Source organism: Halalkalicoccus sp. CG83 (genome assembly GCF_037081715.1).
Classification (GTDB): Archaea; Halobacteriota; Halobacteria; order Halobacteriales; family Halalkalicoccaceae; genus Halalkalicoccus; species Halalkalicoccus ordinarius.
Genome location: NZ_JAZDDH010000001.1, coordinates 1,720,099 through 1,734,865, shown reverse-complemented (window position 1 = coordinate 1,734,865; position 14,767 = coordinate 1,720,099). Strand labels below are relative to the sequence as shown.

At 66.6% G+C, this 14,767-nt stretch carries 16 protein-coding genes; 8 read left to right on the top strand and 8 right to left on the bottom strand.

Going from position 1 to position 14,767, the window contains the following annotated elements; all coding sequences use genetic code 11:
• Positions 1–53 precede the first annotated feature (53 nt).
• The 3 genes from V0Z78_RS08975 to V0Z78_RS08965 all read left to right on the top strand — a co-directional run bounded on the left by V0Z78_RS08975 (position 54) and on the right by V0Z78_RS08965 (position 1,886).
• Complete coding sequence (locus V0Z78_RS08975; protein ID WP_336344288.1) at positions 54–578, top strand: hypothetical protein; 525 nt, start codon at positions 54–56, stop codon at positions 576–578.
• Complete coding sequence (locus V0Z78_RS08970; protein ID WP_336344287.1) at positions 575–1,288, top strand: RNA methyltransferase; 714 nt, start codon at positions 575–577, stop codon at positions 1,286–1,288. The genes V0Z78_RS08975 and V0Z78_RS08970 overlap by 4 nt, the downstream gene beginning before the upstream one ends.
• 229 nt (positions 1,289–1,517) lie before the next feature.
• The gene (locus V0Z78_RS08965) at positions 1,518–1,886 is read left to right on the top strand and encodes a DUF5518 domain-containing protein (protein WP_336344286.1); all 369 of its coding nucleotides are present in this window, start codon (positions 1,518–1,520) and stop codon (positions 1,884–1,886) included.
• 281 nt (positions 1,887–2,167) lie between these two features.
• On the opposite strand, the gene gatE is transcribed toward V0Z78_RS08965, so the two are convergent.
• From gatE to V0Z78_RS08945, 4 genes are all read right to left on the bottom strand, one after another.
• Positions 2,168–4,039: a Glu-tRNA(Gln) amidotransferase subunit GatE gene (gene gatE, locus V0Z78_RS08960; protein ID WP_336344285.1), complete on the bottom strand. Its 1,872-nt coding sequence runs from the start codon at positions 4,037–4,039 to the stop codon at positions 2,168–2,170.
• Between the two features lie 63 nt (positions 4,040–4,102).
• Entirely contained in the window at positions 4,103–4,345 is a 243-nt protein-coding gene (locus tag V0Z78_RS08955) for a hypothetical protein (RefSeq protein WP_336344284.1), read from the bottom strand.
• Between the two features lie 201 nt (positions 4,346–4,546).
• Positions 4,547–4,783, bottom strand: a complete 237-nt coding sequence (locus tag V0Z78_RS08950; protein ID WP_336344283.1) for a transcriptional regulator — start codon at positions 4,781–4,783, stop codon at positions 4,547–4,549.
• A 64-nt stretch (positions 4,784–4,847) separates the two neighbouring features.
• The gene (locus V0Z78_RS08945; RefSeq protein ID WP_336344282.1) at positions 4,848–6,254 is read right to left on the bottom strand and encodes a class II fumarate hydratase; all 1,407 of its coding nucleotides are present in this window, start codon (positions 6,252–6,254) and stop codon (positions 4,848–4,850) included.
• A 206-nt stretch (positions 6,255–6,460) separates the two neighbouring features.
• Between V0Z78_RS08945 and V0Z78_RS08940 the strand changes: the two genes are divergently transcribed.
• From V0Z78_RS08940 to V0Z78_RS08920, 5 genes are all read left to right on the top strand, one after another.
• Positions 6,461–7,771 (top strand): ABC transporter substrate-binding protein, encoded by a 1,311-nt coding sequence (locus tag V0Z78_RS08940; RefSeq protein ID WP_336345176.1) that lies wholly within the window; start codon positions 6,461–6,463, stop codon positions 7,769–7,771.
• 12 nt (positions 7,772–7,783) lie between these two features.
• Entirely contained in the window at positions 7,784–8,755 is a 972-nt protein-coding gene (locus V0Z78_RS08935) for a carbohydrate ABC transporter permease (protein ID WP_336344281.1), read from the top strand.
• On the top strand, positions 8,752–9,663 hold the full coding sequence (locus tag V0Z78_RS08930) for a carbohydrate ABC transporter permease (protein WP_336344280.1): 912 nt from the start codon (positions 8,752–8,754) through the stop codon (positions 9,661–9,663). The genes V0Z78_RS08935 and V0Z78_RS08930 overlap by 4 nt, the downstream gene beginning before the upstream one ends.
• Before the next feature lie 49 nt (positions 9,664–9,712).
• Positions 9,713–10,870, top strand: coding sequence for an ABC transporter ATP-binding protein (locus V0Z78_RS08925; protein WP_336344279.1), 1,158 nt, complete (start codon positions 9,713–9,715; stop codon positions 10,868–10,870).
• A gap of 236 nt (positions 10,871–11,106) precedes the next feature.
• Positions 11,107–11,310, top strand: a complete 204-nt coding sequence (locus tag V0Z78_RS08920) for a hypothetical protein (protein WP_336344278.1) — start codon at positions 11,107–11,109, stop codon at positions 11,308–11,310.
• Between the two features lie 129 nt (positions 11,311–11,439).
• On the opposite strand, the gene V0Z78_RS08915 is transcribed toward V0Z78_RS08920, so the two are convergent.
• The 4 genes from V0Z78_RS08915 to fen form a co-directional block, all read right to left on the bottom strand.
• Entirely contained in the window at positions 11,440–12,780 is a 1,341-nt protein-coding gene (locus tag V0Z78_RS08915) for a metallophosphoesterase (protein ID WP_336344277.1), read from the bottom strand.
• Positions 12,781–12,927: 147 nt separating this feature from the next.
• Positions 12,928–13,176, bottom strand: a complete 249-nt coding sequence (locus tag V0Z78_RS08910) for a BolA family protein (RefSeq protein ID WP_336344276.1) — start codon at positions 13,174–13,176, stop codon at positions 12,928–12,930.
• A 92-nt stretch (positions 13,177–13,268) separates the two neighbouring features.
• Positions 13,269–13,424, bottom strand: coding sequence for a hypothetical protein (locus V0Z78_RS08905; protein ID WP_336344275.1), 156 nt, complete (start codon positions 13,422–13,424; stop codon positions 13,269–13,271).
• Between the two features lie 360 nt (positions 13,425–13,784).
• Positions 13,785–14,765 carry a flap endonuclease-1 gene (gene fen / locus V0Z78_RS08900; RefSeq protein ID WP_336344274.1) on the bottom strand — a complete coding sequence of 327 codons (981 nt, stop codon included), beginning with the start codon at positions 14,763–14,765 and terminating at the stop codon, positions 13,785–13,787.
• Positions 14,766–14,767: the final 2 nt, after the last annotated feature.

Genomic DNA, 14,767 nt, shown 5'->3' with positions numbered 1-14,767 from the left:
CGGTTCCCCGGGCGATCCACGCGGTTTTTACCGACCGCGCGGGTAGAACGGCCATGGGCAAGGTGAACATCGGGCTTCGAGGCTGGCGGTTCGACGAGCAGGAGGTGTTCGACGCCGACGGCGAGTTCAAGCCGTTGGCGGAGATTCCGGAGGAGACGCGCCTGCGTCTCGAGCGCCTCGAACTGCTCGTCACCTCGCCGTGTCAGGCCTGCTGGCTGATCCACGGCGACGAGGAGATCGCGGAGTGTAACGTCGCGGAGGCGGTCTACGGCGAGCCCCGCTCGGAAGTGCTGCTCTGCGACGAGCACGAGCCCGACTTCCTCTACTGGTTTCGGGAGGAGGGTGGACGGGAGTACGTGGGCGAGGACGAACTCAAGGACGCCTTCCACGAGTGGTTCGCCGGCGGCGGACGCGCGCCGGGCAACTACGACGGGATCGAACACGTCGACACCGACCCCGAGGACGTCCCCGACCCGAGCGACGTCGACTTCGAGGAACTGGAGGTCGAGGCTCCCGAGGACGGAAAACGCATCGATCTCCGCGACGTCGACCTCGGCCGGGAGTATCCCTCCTCGTGATCAGCGTCGTCGTCGTCGACGCCGAGACGCCGGGCAACGTCGGCACCATCGCCCGCGCGATGAAGAACTTCGGCTTCGCGGACCTGAAGCTCGTCGACCCGCCCGAACTCGACCGGGACGGCGAGGCCTACGGTTTCGCGGGACAGGCACGGGAGGACGTCCTTCCGGACGCGGAGGTCGTCACCTTCGAGGAGATCGTCGAGAGGTTCTACACCGTCGGCTTCACGGCGACGACCAACGAGGACGCTCGAAAACACGTCAGGTTCCCGTTCGCCACCCCGGAGGAGCTCGCCGAGGAGCTCGCCGGCGTCGAGACGGACGTCGCCCTGCTGTTCGGCCGCGAACGGATCGGGCTGACCAACGACGAGCTCGCGCGCATCGACCGAGTGTGTGCGATCCCCGCGAGCGCAGACTACCCCGTACTGAACCTCGGACAGGCCGCGACGATCGCGCTCTACGAGCTTCGCGGGTTGGCGATGGCCGACTCACAGCTACCCGACGTCGAGCGCGAGCGGGCGAACGAGTCCGAGATCGAACGATTCTACGAGCGCTTCGACGCGACGCTCGGAAGCCTCGAGTACCCCGAGGGGAAACGCTCGAAGACGATGCGGCTGGTCCGTCGGCTGGTGGGTCGTGCTCACCCCACCACCAGGGAGATCACGACGCTCCACGGCGTCCTGCGGGCGATCGAGCGCGCGACGCGGAAGTAACGGTCGTCTCCTTCGGTGTGCCCGGATCTCACTGCCCCTGTACGTGACGACGGCGATAGGAGGGAGCGGCCGATTTCGGGATCCACACACAGTCACCGATCCGATCCCTTCGTTACTCCCGTTTTCCGATACGCTCCGTCGATATCGACGTTCCCGCGGTCGCTCGTGGGAACCACCTCTGGCAGTTGCCTGCGTTCAGCTTTTGCTTTTCAGGCGCCTATCCTGACATATGGTACGATGGTCGGCGGTCATCACCGGGTTCGTCGTGGGATTGCTCGTTAGCGTGCTCGGTCTTGCGCTTCCGGTGATCGGGCAGATCGGTGGCGGATTGATCGGTGGGTTCGTCGCCGGATGGCTCGCCGCCGGTGGGCTCGGGAGCGGCGCGTGGCACGGCCTGCTCGCGGGAGCTCTCGGCGGAGTACTCCTCGCTGGGTTCGTCGTGATCGGCACGACCGTTCTCGGCGTGACCGGCGTGATCGATCCGGTCACCGGCCTCCTCGGCGGTGGTGGGATAGCCGCCGCCGTCGTGTTTCTCGCGGCACTCCTCGCGATCGATAGCGCGATCGGCGGGGCGATCGCCGGCGCGTTGAGATCGTAGAGTGGACGCCCTCATCACCCGTCCAGAACGGTATGAGGGCCGACGGTGACGGCGACGACGATCGAGGAGCGCGTCGGCTGATCCCGAATCTCGCCTCACCCCTACGGATCGGATACTCGTGGTCGTCGGCGTTCGTTTCCGGCCACTGATAGGCGAAACGGGTGGTGTACTGGCAGCACGCGAAGTAAGGCAAGGGTGCGAGCGCCGGACGCCGACTTGCGGACGTCGGTTTTGGTGACGCTACCGCATGGATACCGCGCCGACTCGATCGTAGACGCGAATCAGGTCCGCTTCTGGATCTCCTCGCGCAGGGCGGTGCTGACGACCTCGCCGTCGGCCTTCCCGCCGAGCGTGCCCATCGCCTCGCCCATCAGTCCGGAGAACGCGCCCATCCCCTCGGCCTCGACCTGCGCTTCGTTTCGCTCGACGACCTCGCGGACGGCCTCCCGGACGTCGCCCTCGGAGGCGCCGCCGAGCTCCTCGCGCTCCGCTGCCTCCTCGGCCGTCAACGACGGCTCCTCGGCGAGCACCCGCAGCAGGTCGCCGACGCTCCCCTTGGGGAGGTCGCCGTCGCGTACGAGCGCGAGCGTCCCCGCGAGGTGGTCGTCGGTCAGGTTTCCGACGGGTACGTCGTCACGCCGAAGCTCCGTCAGGGTGGACTCGAGCGTGCCGGCGGCGAGCGTCGGATCGACCCCCTCGCTCACGACGTGCTCGAACAGCGGCATGCGTCGGCCGTAGGCGACCTGTTCGGCGAGCCCGGCGTCCAGATCGTGTTCGGACTGATACCGCTCGACCTTCTCGGTCAGCAGTTCGGGCGCCTCGACCTCCGAGGGGTCGGGCTCGACCGGCGGGACGTCCGTCTCGGGATACATCCGCGCCGCGCCGGGTAACGGGCGCAGGTACCGCGAGGTGCCATCCTCGTTCGCACCACGGGTCTCCTCGGGGACGCCCTCCATCGCCGTTCGGGCGCGTTCCGCGACCGCCTCGATCGCGTTCTCGGCCGTGTCGGTGTCGTCGGCGACGATGGCGACCGCGTCCCCCTCGCTCGCACCGACCGCCTCACGCAGCGCCTCGACCTCGTTCCCGGTGACTCCGTAGGCGGGAAGCTCGTCGGTGTGGAAGATCCCGCCCGCTCCGTGGCGCTTCGCGTGATCCGAGAGCTCGGTCCCGAGTCGGCGGTCGGGCTGGAGCTCGCGGCCCACGAGGCCGTCGAACCCGTAGAGGGGAACGGCCATCACGGAGCCGCCCGAACCGAGCGCGCCGCCGATGACGCCGCTCTCGGTGTCCTCGAAGACCTCGCTCGCGTCGATCGGATCGCCCACCGAGGCGTCGCGCTCGGCGAGCTCCTCGCTGATCTCGAGCAGCGCGACCTGGCGGCCGACCTCCTCGCGGACGAGGTCGTCGATCTCGTCGAGGCTCTGGACGCCCTTCATCTCGACGCGCGCGCCCTCCGCGATCGAGACGTTGACGTCCTGGCGGATGGTGCCGAGGCCCCGTTTCACGGTACCCGTCGAGCGAAGCAGCATCCCGATGCGTTCGGCGGCCTCGCGCGCCTGCTCGGGCGAGCGGATGTCGGGACTCGTGCCGATCTCGACCAACGGAATGCCGAGCCTGTCGAGCCCGAAGCGCACTCCCTCGTCGGTCTCCTCGATCCGTGCGGCGCTCTCCTCCTCCAGCAGGAGGTCCTCGATCCCGACCGGGCCCGCGCTGGTCTCGATCTCGCCGTCGGTGGCGATCAGCGAGGAGCGCTGGAAGCCCGACGTGTTCGAGCCGTCGACGACGATCTTCCGCATCACGTGGGCCTGGTCGACGGCGGCCATCTCGAGCAGTTGGGCGATCTCGAGGGCGACGCCGAGCGCCTCGCGGTCGAGCCGATGGGGCGGCTCCTCGTCCTCCTCGACGAGGCAGGTCGAGTCGTAGGCGAGGTACTCGAACTCGCGGTCGATCTGGCTCTCCTCAAGGGCGGCGTCGTCGACCTCGCCGAGCTCGCTCCTCGTCGGGTGGAGATAGCGCGTGAAGCGCCGAGCGGCCCCGTCGGGGTCACGCCGCTCGGTGGGACACGAACAGAAGAGCTTGGTCTCGGTGTCGAGCTGCTGGTGGATCTCGAGACCGGCGACGAGCCCGAGGGATTCGTAGTCGTACTCCGCGGTCATCGTTCCGCCGTGCGCGGTCGAGCGATAAAAAACCGTCCAGTCGCGTCCGGGAGCGCCCGGCGGTTAGAGGTCCTCGTCGGACTCGTTCATGTCGCTCTCGTTCATCCCCGACTCGTTCGTGTCGCTCTCGTTGTCGTCGGACTCGTTCAGTCCGGATTCGTTCGTGTCGCTCTCGTTGTCCTCGGACTCGTCCGTGCCGTTCTCGTCGTGCCCTCCGTCCTCGCTACCCTCCTCGTCGTTCGTACAGCCGGCCAGGAGCGGAAGCGTTGCGGCACCGGTGAGCGCGATGAACTCTCGTCGTTGCATTACGCTCCTGAATCCGGTCCGAATAAGTATAAGTTTATATATCGAGTTTCGTGAACCGATCAGGTCGGGTGCCGGGCGGCCAGACGACGGGCTCGGAAGCGAGCGGAGCGGCGTGTGGCCGCCGCGGTCGATCTCGAATGCGGTCTCGGGGAGGCGAGTCGCGTCCGTCGGGGCCAGCGCACGCGGGATCGACGGTCCGTGCTATCGACGTACCGCGACCCGCATGTCGTCGATCCGGAGCAGGTCCTCGGTGAGTCCCTCGCCGTCGCACTCCTCGTTCGGGCAGGCGTAGTGCCACCCGTCGCGCGTGGCACGGCGCTCGGCGAACCGGTCCCCGCAGACCTGACAGAACAGCTGTCCCTCGGAACAGGAGTCGCGGTGAAGCGACAGCGCGAGCTCGGTGGCGAACGTGCGCTTGCAGGTGCGACACGTGTACATGTCGAGACTCACTCAGGACGAGAGCATAACTGTACTGATTTCTTCGTCGAATCCGACCGCGTCGTCAGTCCTGGCCGAGGATGCCGCGTTCGGTCATCTTCGCGGGATCGAGCACCTCGTCGACCTCGCCCTCCTCGAGATACCCCTTCTCGACGACGACCTCTCGAACGGTCTTGTCCTCCTTGAGAGCCGTTTTCGCGGCGTCGCTCGCCCTGTCGTAGCCGATGTGGGGATTGAGCGCGGTCGCCAGCGCCATGCTGCGTTCGACCTGCTCCTCGCAGTACTCGGCGTTGGCCTCGAGCTTCGCGACGAAGCGCTCGCCGAACTGTTCTGCGGCGTTGGTGATGAGCTTCGCGGACTCGAGGAAGCTCTGGGCGAGCACCGGCTTGTAGAGGTTGAGATCGAGCTCGCCGCGGGCCGCCCCCGTCGAGACGGTCGCGTCGTTGCCGACGACCCGCTTGTGGACCTGGTTGACCGACTCCGCGACGACGGGGTTGATCTTCCCGGGCATGATCGAGCTCCCGGGCTGGTTCTCGGGCTGTTCGATCTCGCCGAGTCCGTTTCGCGGGCCCGACGCCAACAGCCGGAGGTCGTTCGCGATCTTGTTCATCGAGCCCGCGACCGTCCGCAGGGCGCCGTGGGCCTCGCTCATCGCGTCGTGGGCCGCCTGGGCCTCGAAGTGGTCGTCGGCCTCGACGAAGTCGATGCCCGTCTCCTCACTGATGTACTCCACGGCGCGCTCGGGGAACTCCTCGTGGGTGTTCAGGCCGGTGCCGACGGCGGTGCCGCCGAGCGCGAGCTCCGCGAGGTGGGCGCGCGTCGCCTTCACGCGGACGCGGCCCTTCTCGATCTGGGTCCGGTAGCCACCGAACTCCTGGCCGAGCGTCACCGGCGTCGCGTCCTGAAGGTGGGTGCGGCCCGTCTTCACCACGTTCGCGAACTCCTCCTCCTTCGCCGCGAGCGCCTCCTCGAGCGTCTCGAGCGCCGGCAGCACGTCCTTCTCGACCGCCTCCAGGCTGGCGACGTGCATCGCCGTCGGGATCACGTCGTTCGACGACTGGCCGTAGTTGACGTGGTCGTTGGGGTGGATGGTACGAGAACCGATCTCCCCGCCGACGATCTCGGTCGCGCGGTTCGCGATCACCTCGTTGGCGTTCATGTTGGAGGAGGTACCCGATCCCGTCTGGAAGACGTCGACCGGGAACTGGTCGTCGTGTTCTCCAGCGATCACCTCGTCGGCGGCCTCGATGATCGCCTCCGCCTTCTCCTCCGCGACGAGTTCGAGGTCGAGGTTCGCCCGTGCGGCGGCCTTCTTCACGACCCCCAGCGCCCGGACGAACCGCCGGCCGAAGGTGGTCCCCGAGACGGGGAAGTTCTCGACGGCGCGCTGGGTCTGGGCCCCCCAGTAGGCGTCCGCGGGCACCTCGACCTCGCCCAGGCTGTCCTCCTCGGTTCGGAAGTCCTCCGTCATGCGCGACACCTCGGGAGGAGTCGGGTAAAAGCCACCGGAACGCCGCTCTCCTCGAACGTGTCGCCGATCCCTCCGATTGCAGTTCGGTCTTCCCGATCGGGCCGCCTGCGGGTGTTCTCCGAAAGGGTCGCGGTGTGAGGAACTCGGTGATGAAGTAAGACAGAAATGTTAAGTGACCCTGCTCCTTCGGTCCCTTCGTGCCGATCATGTTCAATAATGACTCACTTTCGCGACGAACGGTTCTAGGGGGCGTCGCCGGGACCGCAGGTGTACTGGCGTTGTCGGGCTGTCTGACCGGCGGTGAGGGGAACGGCGGCGACGGCGGCGGTGGCGGTGGGGGAAGCGGCGAGTGGAGCAACACGCTCGAGGTGCTCCACGGCTGGACCGGCGGGGACGGCGCGGAGGCCGCCGACGCCCTCTTCAGCGCGCTCGCGGAGGAGTACCCCGACATGGAGATCGACGAGAACCCGATCGGAGGTGGGGGGAACGAGAACCTCGACCAGACGGTCGCGAACCGTCTCCAGAGCAACGATCCGCCGAGTTCGTTCGCCGGCTGGCCGGGCGCCAACCTCCAGCAGTACGAGGGCGCCCTCGGCGACATCGAGGCCGACGTCTGGGACGAGGCCGGTCTGAAGGACACTCATGCCCAGGAGGCCGTCGAGGCCTGCCAGTTCGACGACGGCTTCTCGGCGGTTCCGATCGGTTCCCACCGCATGAACGACCTCTTCTACAACGTCGAGGTCGTCGAGCAGGCCGGCGTCGACCCGAGTTCGCTGGGCGACGTCGATGCGCTGATCGACGCGCTGGACACGGTCAACACGGAAACGGATGCCACGCCCTTCGCGATGTCGCTCGCGCCATGGGGGATCCTTCAGACATGGGCCGTCACCATGCTCGGCACCCAGGGGTTCGACGCCTACACGAGCTTCATCGAGGGCGAGGGCGACGAGGCGGCCGTCCGATCGACGTTCGAGACGCTCGAGCAGATACTGAGCAACTACATCAACAACGACGCCGCGTCCGTCGACTTCACCGAGGTCAACCAGGACATCATGAGCGGCGACGCGGCGTTCATCCACCAGGGCAACTGGGTCGCGGGCGCGTACATCAACGAGGGTCTGGAGTACGGCGCGGAGTGGGACGCCGTCCGTTTTCCCGGAACCGACGGAATGTACGGCCTGCACCTCGACTCGTTCATCTATCCGGGGGAGAACCCCAGCCCCGAGGAGTCCGCCGCATTCCTCCGGTTCGTCGGCGGTGAGACGGCCCAGGTCCAGTTCAATCAGTACAAGGGTTCGATCCCCACCCTCCAAGAGGTGTCCACCGACGAGTTCAACGAGTACCTCACGAGCACGATCGAGGACTTCCAGAACGCCTCGGAGAAGCCGCCGACGCTCGCCCACGGTCTCGCGGTGGATCCGAGCACCCAGTCGGACCTTGAGGGCGTGCTCAACGACACCTTCGCCGACCCCTTCGACGTGGACGGCGCGACCAGCGGCTTCATGAACGCCGTCTAACCCATCGATCGTATGAATCGTGTCATAGCGTTCGTGCGTCGCCTTCGACGCGAGCGGCGTGTCCGGACCGACGGCGGGACGGCCGACGGCCGCTCGACGGCCCGGCGGTGGCTCGATAGTGACGTCGTCCAGTCTGCGCCGTTCTGGGGGCCGCCGTTCCTGCTGATGGGATTTTTCGTCTACGCCGCCATCGGGTGGAACTTCTTCCTCTCGCTCACGACGTTCTCGGGGTTTGGCGAACCCGACTACGGCGAGTTGGGCCTGCAGAACTACTGGGCGATGGTTCAGGATCCGGGGATGTGGGCGGCGACGCGAAACACGCTTGTCCTCCTCGTGGTCTTCACCTTCGCCTGCCTGCTCATCGGACTCGGGCTGGCGATCCTGCTCGACCACGAGGTGCGCTTCAGGCGATCGTTTCGGACGATCTACCTCCTGCCGTTCGCGCTGTCATTCATCGTCACCGCCCAGTTCTGGCGCTGGATGTACAACGTCAACGCCGGGATCGTCAACCAGTTCATCGGCGTGTTCGGCCTCGGTCCGTACAACTGGCTGGGGAACCCGCAACTGGTGTTAGGTGCGGTGATCTTCGCGCTCGTATGGCAGTTCAGCGGCTATACGATGGTGATCTACCTCGCCGCGCTGCGGTCGATCCCGTCCGACCAGTACGAGGCCGCGAAGGTCGACGGGGCGAGCGCCCTTCGGATGTATCGACGCGTGATCATCCCGCAGTTGCGGCCCGCGATGGTCAGCGCCTCGGTTGTGCTGGTGCTGTTCGCGCTGAAGGCCTTCGACTTCCTGTACGCGATCTTCGGCGGGTATCGTCCCCGCCAGGGCGCGGACATCCTCGCGACCAAGATGGTCCGCGAGGCGTTCGGCAGGTCGGAATGGGCCTACGGTTCGGCGATCGCGATCGCGCTGTTCGTGCTGTCGCTTGCGGTGATTACGCCGTATCTCTACACGCAGTACCAGCGGGGTAACCTATGAGCGGGGAGTCAGTCTCGACCGAGCGGCACACCGACGACCGAACGACGCTCGCAGGGGTCGGCCTCCGACGCGTCGGGCTGTACGCGACGCTGGTCGGTCTGGTGACCTTCTATCTGATCCCGATCGAGTCGGGACTGGTGACGTCGATCAAGACGTCCGAAGCGTTGATCAACACGCAGCCGTTCGCCCCGCCGGGTCCCGGCGGCGTCACGCTCGAGAAGTGGGCGTTCGCGTTCGACGCCCTCGGACGGGGGATGGTCAACAGCCTGCTCTTTACGATCCCGTCGACGATCCTCTGTGCGATCCTCGGGAGTATGGCCGCCTACGGGCTGACGCTGGTCGACTGGCGCGGCCAGGTCGCGGTGTTCGCGCTGTTCATCGCGGGCATCTTCATCCCGTACCAGGCGGTCATCGTCCCGCTGACGCAGTTCTGGTCGCAGTACGCGATGCTCGAGTACCGACTCGGGCTGATACTCACGGCCCGCTACGCGACGATCCTCGAACTCATCATCACGCACACCGCCTACGGGATTCCCATCTGTACGCTGCTGTTTCGCTCGCAGTACAAGACGATGTCCTGGGAGATGATCGAGGCCGCCCGGCTCGACGGCGCGTCGGTCTGGCGGATCTACAAGCGAATCGTCCTGCCGCTGTCGATCCCGATGTTCGCGGTCGTGTTTATCTTCCAGTTCACGCAGATCTGGAACGAGTTCCTCTTCTCGCTGACGATCATCGGGAGCGTCACCGATCCCGCCGCCTCGGCGACGCTGATCCTCTCGGGGCTCGGCGAGGCGCTTGAGGGTGTCGACTACCCGCTGCGCATGGCGGGGGCGCTGCTGACGGCACTGCCGACGCTGTTCGTCTACCTGCTGTTCGCCGATAAGTTCGCGGAGGGCGTCCAGATATGATGACCCACCGACCGAATCCACGAGTACGACGACCACGGAGGACCTGATCATGGCCAGAACGAAACTCGACGACGTAACGAAAGTGTTCACGGAGACCGACGGCAATGAGATCGTCGCCGTCGACGAGGTGTCGATCGACATCGAGGACGGCGAGTTTCTCGTTCTCGTCGGCCCCTCAGGGTGTGGGAAGTCGACCACGCTACGGATGATCGCCGGCCTCGAGACGATCACCTCGGGCGAGATCCGTCTCGACGAACGGGTGATAAACGACGTCCCGGCGAAGAACCGGGACATCGCGATGGTGTTCCAGTCGTACGCGCTCTACCCCCACATGACCGTTCGGGAGAACATGTCGTTCGGGCTCGAGGAGTCGACCGACATGCCCGACGACGAGATCGCGGCACGCGTCGAGGAGGCCACGGAGATGATGGGGATCGAGCGGCTGTTGGATCGAAAGCCCGGAGAGCTCTCGGGGGGCCAACAGCAGCGCGTCGCGCTCGGCCGGGCGATCGTCCGGGATCCGGCCGTGTTCCTGATGGACGAGCCCCTCTCGAACCTCGACGCGAAGCTCCGCGCGGAGATGCGGACCGAGCTCCAGCGCCTCCAGGAGGAACTGGGAACGACGACGGTCTACGTCACACACGACCAGACCGAGGCGATGACGATGGGCGATCGCATCGCCATCCTGAACGACGGCGTGCTCCAGCAGGTGGCGACGCCGCTCGAGTGCTATCACCAGCCCAACAACCTGTTCGTCGCCGGCTTCATGGGCGAGCCCGCGATGAACTTCGCCGACGTCACTCTCGAGGGCGACCGGCTCGTCGCGGACGACGGCTCGTTCGAGTATCCGCTCTCATCGTCGACGCTCGAGGAGGTCGAGGGCGTGACCGATCTCGTCTTCGGGATCCGTCCGGAGGACGTCGAGGTCATCCTCTCGGACGACTCGCGGGATCCCGAACACGAGTTCAACGCGTCGGTCGACGTCGTCGAGCCGAAGGGCAACGAGAACAACGTCTACCTTCGACTTGGGGAGCGGGAGGTCATCGCGACCGTTCCCGGCCTCCAACCGATCGAGCCGGGTACGACCGCGACGATCCGGTTTCCCGAGTCGGCGATCCACCTCTTCGAGGCGGACGGCGGACGGGCGCTCCACAGCCGTTCGCTCGAGTCGGCCGACGGCAACGTGACCGCCCAGCCGTCGGACTGAGGCCAGGAAGGGAGCGTCTCGCTCGTCCTCGTGACCACCCGCGCTTCTCGAACGAATCGCTCGAACGCCGCTGAAACGACGCTCATCGCGAAGTGGTCGTCGATCCGGACGGAACGACTGACGCTTCTGCGTCCTTGATGCTAACCGACACTCGGAGATGCGAGGCACTCCCCGGCGGGTATAAGAGGATGCTCCGCGCACGACCGTTCTCCGGTACGCGCGATCAGACGAAGGCGATGACGATAGGCGATCGCATCGCCGTTCTCAACGACGGTTCGAGCTTCGTCGCCAGCGTCGGCGGCATGCAGCGCGTCCGCGAGAACGAGACCGTGACGGTCCACCCGCCGGAGAAGGCGATCCACGTCTTCGACGCCGAGACCGGCGAGGCGCTGCACAACCGCCGACTCGAGGACGATCTGGCGGTCGAGTCGCCGGTGTGACCGCACGGCCGTCAACTATCCCGTCCCGCCTGTCCGTCGTCGAACGTCGCTTCGCTCCACGTCAGAGGAGTGGGTGGAGGTCACGGTTTCGCCGATCGCTGAGCGACGATCGACGGCAACGGAGCCCGTTCAGTCGTTCGCCGCGGGAGCGGGTACGGCCACCTCGTCGGCGACGACCGTGCGGTCGGGGAGCTCCGGGTCCGGCTCCCGACCGAGCGTGAGAAGGCGTTCGGTGAGCGTGAGCTCCTCGGCGCTCGGGCTCGGTTTCTCGATCGTCTCGTACTCGACCGCCACGCCCCCGGCCTCCGGGGCGGGTTCGATGCGGACGGCACAGAGCTGGTACGACGGGTAGAAGACCGGCGGGAGTCGACCCGCGATGACGTCGCGTCGGTGGAGGCGTTTCAGCCAGGTCCCGGTGTTGACGAGCAGCCCGCCGTCGACCTCCCGCGTCTTCGGCCGGTGGGTGTGTCCGTAACAGAAGACCGCCGCCTCCGGGCGTTTCTCGAACACCTCTCGAGCCGCCTCGGCGTACGGCTTCTCGGGGTCAACCGTGAGGTCCGTCTCGAAGACGCCGAAGCGATCGACCGTCTTCCTGACGTCCCGGACGAGCACGGCCAGGGGGATCACGACGAACAACAGCAGTAGGGAGATCGCGACGCTGACGGTCAGTAGCAGCTGGGCGGCCGCCCCGGCCGCGCCGAACTGGGCGAGGAAGTCCTCGGTCCGCACTACGGGCATCGACCAGAGGCCGACCAGGTCGAGGCCCGCAAGCAGCGCAACGATGATGCTGATGTTGAACAGCAGCAGGAACGGGATCGCGGCATATCGGAGGAGGGGGTTCATCTCCCGGTAGAAGTACTTCGAGACGAGCCAGTTGGGCATCCGTTCGGTGGGCGTCACTGCTTGAACGTCCTTCAGCCAGTTGTACCGGCCGCGATCCGAGAGGTGGCCGGCCCGGCTGACCACGTGGGTGTTGTAGAAATAGCCCAGCGGCGTCATGTGGGGGTTGCCCCAGTCCTCGATCCGATTGTTCGGGTCGCGCTGGTGGCCGTGTTCGAAGTGGATCGTCCGCTCGCCGACCGGCCGGGTGATCGACTGCTCCTGGACGATCTCGACGTTGTACTCGGCGAACAGATCGACGTACTCGTCGTAGGCGGCGAGTTCGTGGTCGTGGTTGCCCGGCAACAGCGTGATCCGAACGTTCTCGCCGGTCGCGCGAAGCTGCTCGAACAGTTCGGGGTACGACGTCTCGAGGACGTCGAACTTCGCCGGACCCTCGATCTCGGTGAACTCCCAGAGACCGAACGCGTCGCCGTTGATGATCAGCTCCGCGTTCTCGTCGATCGTCTCGAGTCGCTCGAGAAACGAGAGCAGTTCGTCGAGGAACGCGACCTCCTCGAGTTGTTCGTCGCCGCCGATGTGGAGGTCGCTGATGACGAAGTAGACCGGCTCGCCGGTGTCTGCAGCCATCGTATCGGAGGTCAGAGGCGACGCTAATAGGCGTTGTCCCGGCCGCGTATCGCACGTCCGCGTCTCCGAGACGGACGACGGCGTCCGTCCGCCATACCCCTCGCGGACGTCGGGCGGTCTCGGCGCGGCTCTGGGGAGTCGGTCGCGCTATCGGGCCTCGTACTCCTCGGGCGTGTACGTCTTCAGCTCGAGCGCGTGGATGTCGCGGGTCATGTGCTCGCCGATCGCGTCGTAGACCATCTGGTGTTGTTTCACGAGCGGTTCGCCCTCGAAGGCCGGCGAGACGACGACCGCCGCGAGGTGGTCGTCGTCGTGGGTCCCTCGGGGCTGGGTGACCGTCGCCTCCGCGTCCTCGACGCCCGACTCGATGAGGCGTGCGACTTCCTCCGTGTCCATACCCCTGAATGCGCCTCGAAGGGTGAAAACGGGTTCGGGTCGGCGCGTCACCGTGCGTCGCCACAGAGCGCGGGCGGACGACCGAGACCGGTTCAGTCGGGAGAATCGTCCGGCTCGTTCAGGAGGACGGCGGCGGGAACGATGGTTCGATACCCGCAGTCGTAACAGAAGCGCGGCTTGGTCGCGTAGGCAACCCCGCAGTTCTGACAGGCGTATCGACGCTTTCTCGCGTCCTGGTTCGTCCCCATAAAACCTCCTACCGCTACCGTCGGTTGTAGTCTTTTCCCGCGGATGAGACCGGATTCGAGAGACGCCGGAGCGGACCGGCCGGCGCCGGGACGACGTCCACGGTCCGTGCTCCGGCGTCGAGGACGTCCCGGCACGTGTCGATCCGTCCGAGTGTGGGTTCGGCCTCGTTCACGGTTCTCATGCCGACCCCGATTCAGAGCCCTCCTCGAGGACGGCGTTCGGGACGCTGCCGGACGTGGCCGTCGAACACCGAGGACGGCGCTCGTCCGGTCACTACTCGATACGGGAACGGTGTCGGGTTCGGTCCCGCCGGCGCGATCGGATCGCGTCCTCGGCGTCCGGTGCGAGCGCTTCGACCGTCACGTCCACTGATCCAGCCCGGTCTGGGCCACCGACTCCTCGATGCGCTCGAAGCCGCGAGCGACCTCCTCGGCGGGGATCTCCCACTCGTCGATCACGTACGCACGCGCGGCGTCGATGTCGGGATCGAGGTCGGTGTCGACCTCGTACTCGTCGGTGACGTCGGGATCGAGAAACAGTTCGCGGACGGCCTCGGCGTCGGGAACGGTCGCGTTCTCGGCCTCCAGCACGCCGAAGAGGTCGCCGTGTTCGCGGATCGCCTTCACCGCCGTCTTCGGACCCATCCCGCGGACGCCCTCGTTGAAGTCGGTCCCACACAGGATGCCCACGTCGACGAGTCCCTCCCGACTCAGCCCGTGTCGATCGAGAGTGGCCTCGAGGTCCATGCACTCGGGGTCGCCCTTGCTCGTAAGCCCCCGGAGGGTGAGCGGCGAGCCGAACAACAGCGCGTCGTAGTCCTCGGTGCCGGCGTAGTTGACGTCGCCCGCTTTGGCCATGTGGGCGGCCTGAGCCTCGCCCTCCGCGGGGGCGTCGAGGTAGGGGACGTCGAGCAGGTCGAGCAGCTCGCGGGTCGTTCGCTGTATCTCGTCGGTCAGGCTCTGGGTTCGCGCCTCGAGCCGGGCGGCCTCGATCCGGTCGCCCCGCTCGCGAGCCGATCGCGCCTCCGCCTTCGCCCGCTCCTTCGCGGCGCGCCGGTCGTCGATCTCCTCGCTCTTGAGGTCGGTCACGACCCCGTCGAAGACGAACGCGGGGACGATGTCCGCCTCGAAGAACTTCGGTAGCCCCTGGACGAGCCCCAGGAGGTTCGCGACCTCGATTCCCTCGTTAGTGGTGTAGACGCCGCTCGCGGTCCACTTGACCGTGGTCGTCAGGTACCGGTAGAGCCAGTTGTGGGCGTCGATCGCCACGACCGCCCCCGAGAGGTCGTCGAAGGGGACCTCCCTGATGGCGGCCAGCTCCCGGAGTGCTGCGTTTCCCATCG

Coding starts and splice junctions, on each gene's coding strand:
- V0Z78_RS08975 (WP_336344288.1), top strand. CDS start 54: ATGGGCAAGGTGAACATCGGGCTTCGAGGCTGGCGGTTCGACGAGCAG.
- V0Z78_RS08965 (WP_336344286.1), top strand. CDS start 1,518: ATGGTACGATGGTCGGCGGTCATCACCGGGTTCGTCGTGGGATTGCTC.
- gatE (WP_336344285.1), bottom strand. CDS start 4,039: ATGACCGCGGAGTACGACTACGAATCCCTCGGGCTCGTCGCCGGTCTC.
- V0Z78_RS08955 (WP_336344284.1), bottom strand. CDS start 4,345: ATGCAACGACGAGAGTTCATCGCGCTCACCGGTGCCGCAACGCTTCCG.
- V0Z78_RS08950 (WP_336344283.1), bottom strand. CDS start 4,783: ATGTACACGTGTCGCACCTGCAAGCGCACGTTCGCCACCGAGCTCGCG.
- V0Z78_RS08945 (WP_336344282.1), bottom strand. CDS start 6,254: ATGACGGAGGACTTCCGAACCGAGGAGGACAGCCTGGGCGAGGTCGAG.
- V0Z78_RS08940 (WP_336345176.1), top strand. CDS start 6,461: ATGTTCAATAATGACTCACTTTCGCGACGAACGGTTCTAGGGGGCGTC.
- V0Z78_RS08935 (WP_336344281.1), top strand. CDS start 7,784: ATGAATCGTGTCATAGCGTTCGTGCGTCGCCTTCGACGCGAGCGGCGT.
- V0Z78_RS08930 (WP_336344280.1), top strand. CDS start 8,752: ATGAGCGGGGAGTCAGTCTCGACCGAGCGGCACACCGACGACCGAACG.
- V0Z78_RS08925 (WP_336344279.1), top strand. CDS start 9,713: ATGGCCAGAACGAAACTCGACGACGTAACGAAAGTGTTCACGGAGACC.
- V0Z78_RS08920 (WP_336344278.1), top strand. CDS start 11,107: ATGACGATAGGCGATCGCATCGCCGTTCTCAACGACGGTTCGAGCTTC.
- V0Z78_RS08915 (WP_336344277.1), bottom strand. CDS start 12,780: ATGGCTGCAGACACCGGCGAGCCGGTCTACTTCGTCATCAGCGACCTC.
- V0Z78_RS08910 (WP_336344276.1), bottom strand. CDS start 13,176: ATGGACACGGAGGAAGTCGCACGCCTCATCGAGTCGGGCGTCGAGGAC.
- V0Z78_RS08905 (WP_336344275.1), bottom strand. CDS start 13,424: ATGGGGACGAACCAGGACGCGAGAAAGCGTCGATACGCCTGTCAGAAC.
- fen (WP_336344274.1), bottom strand. CDS start 14,765: ATGGGAAACGCAGCACTCCGGGAGCTGGCCGCCATCAGGGAGGTCCCC.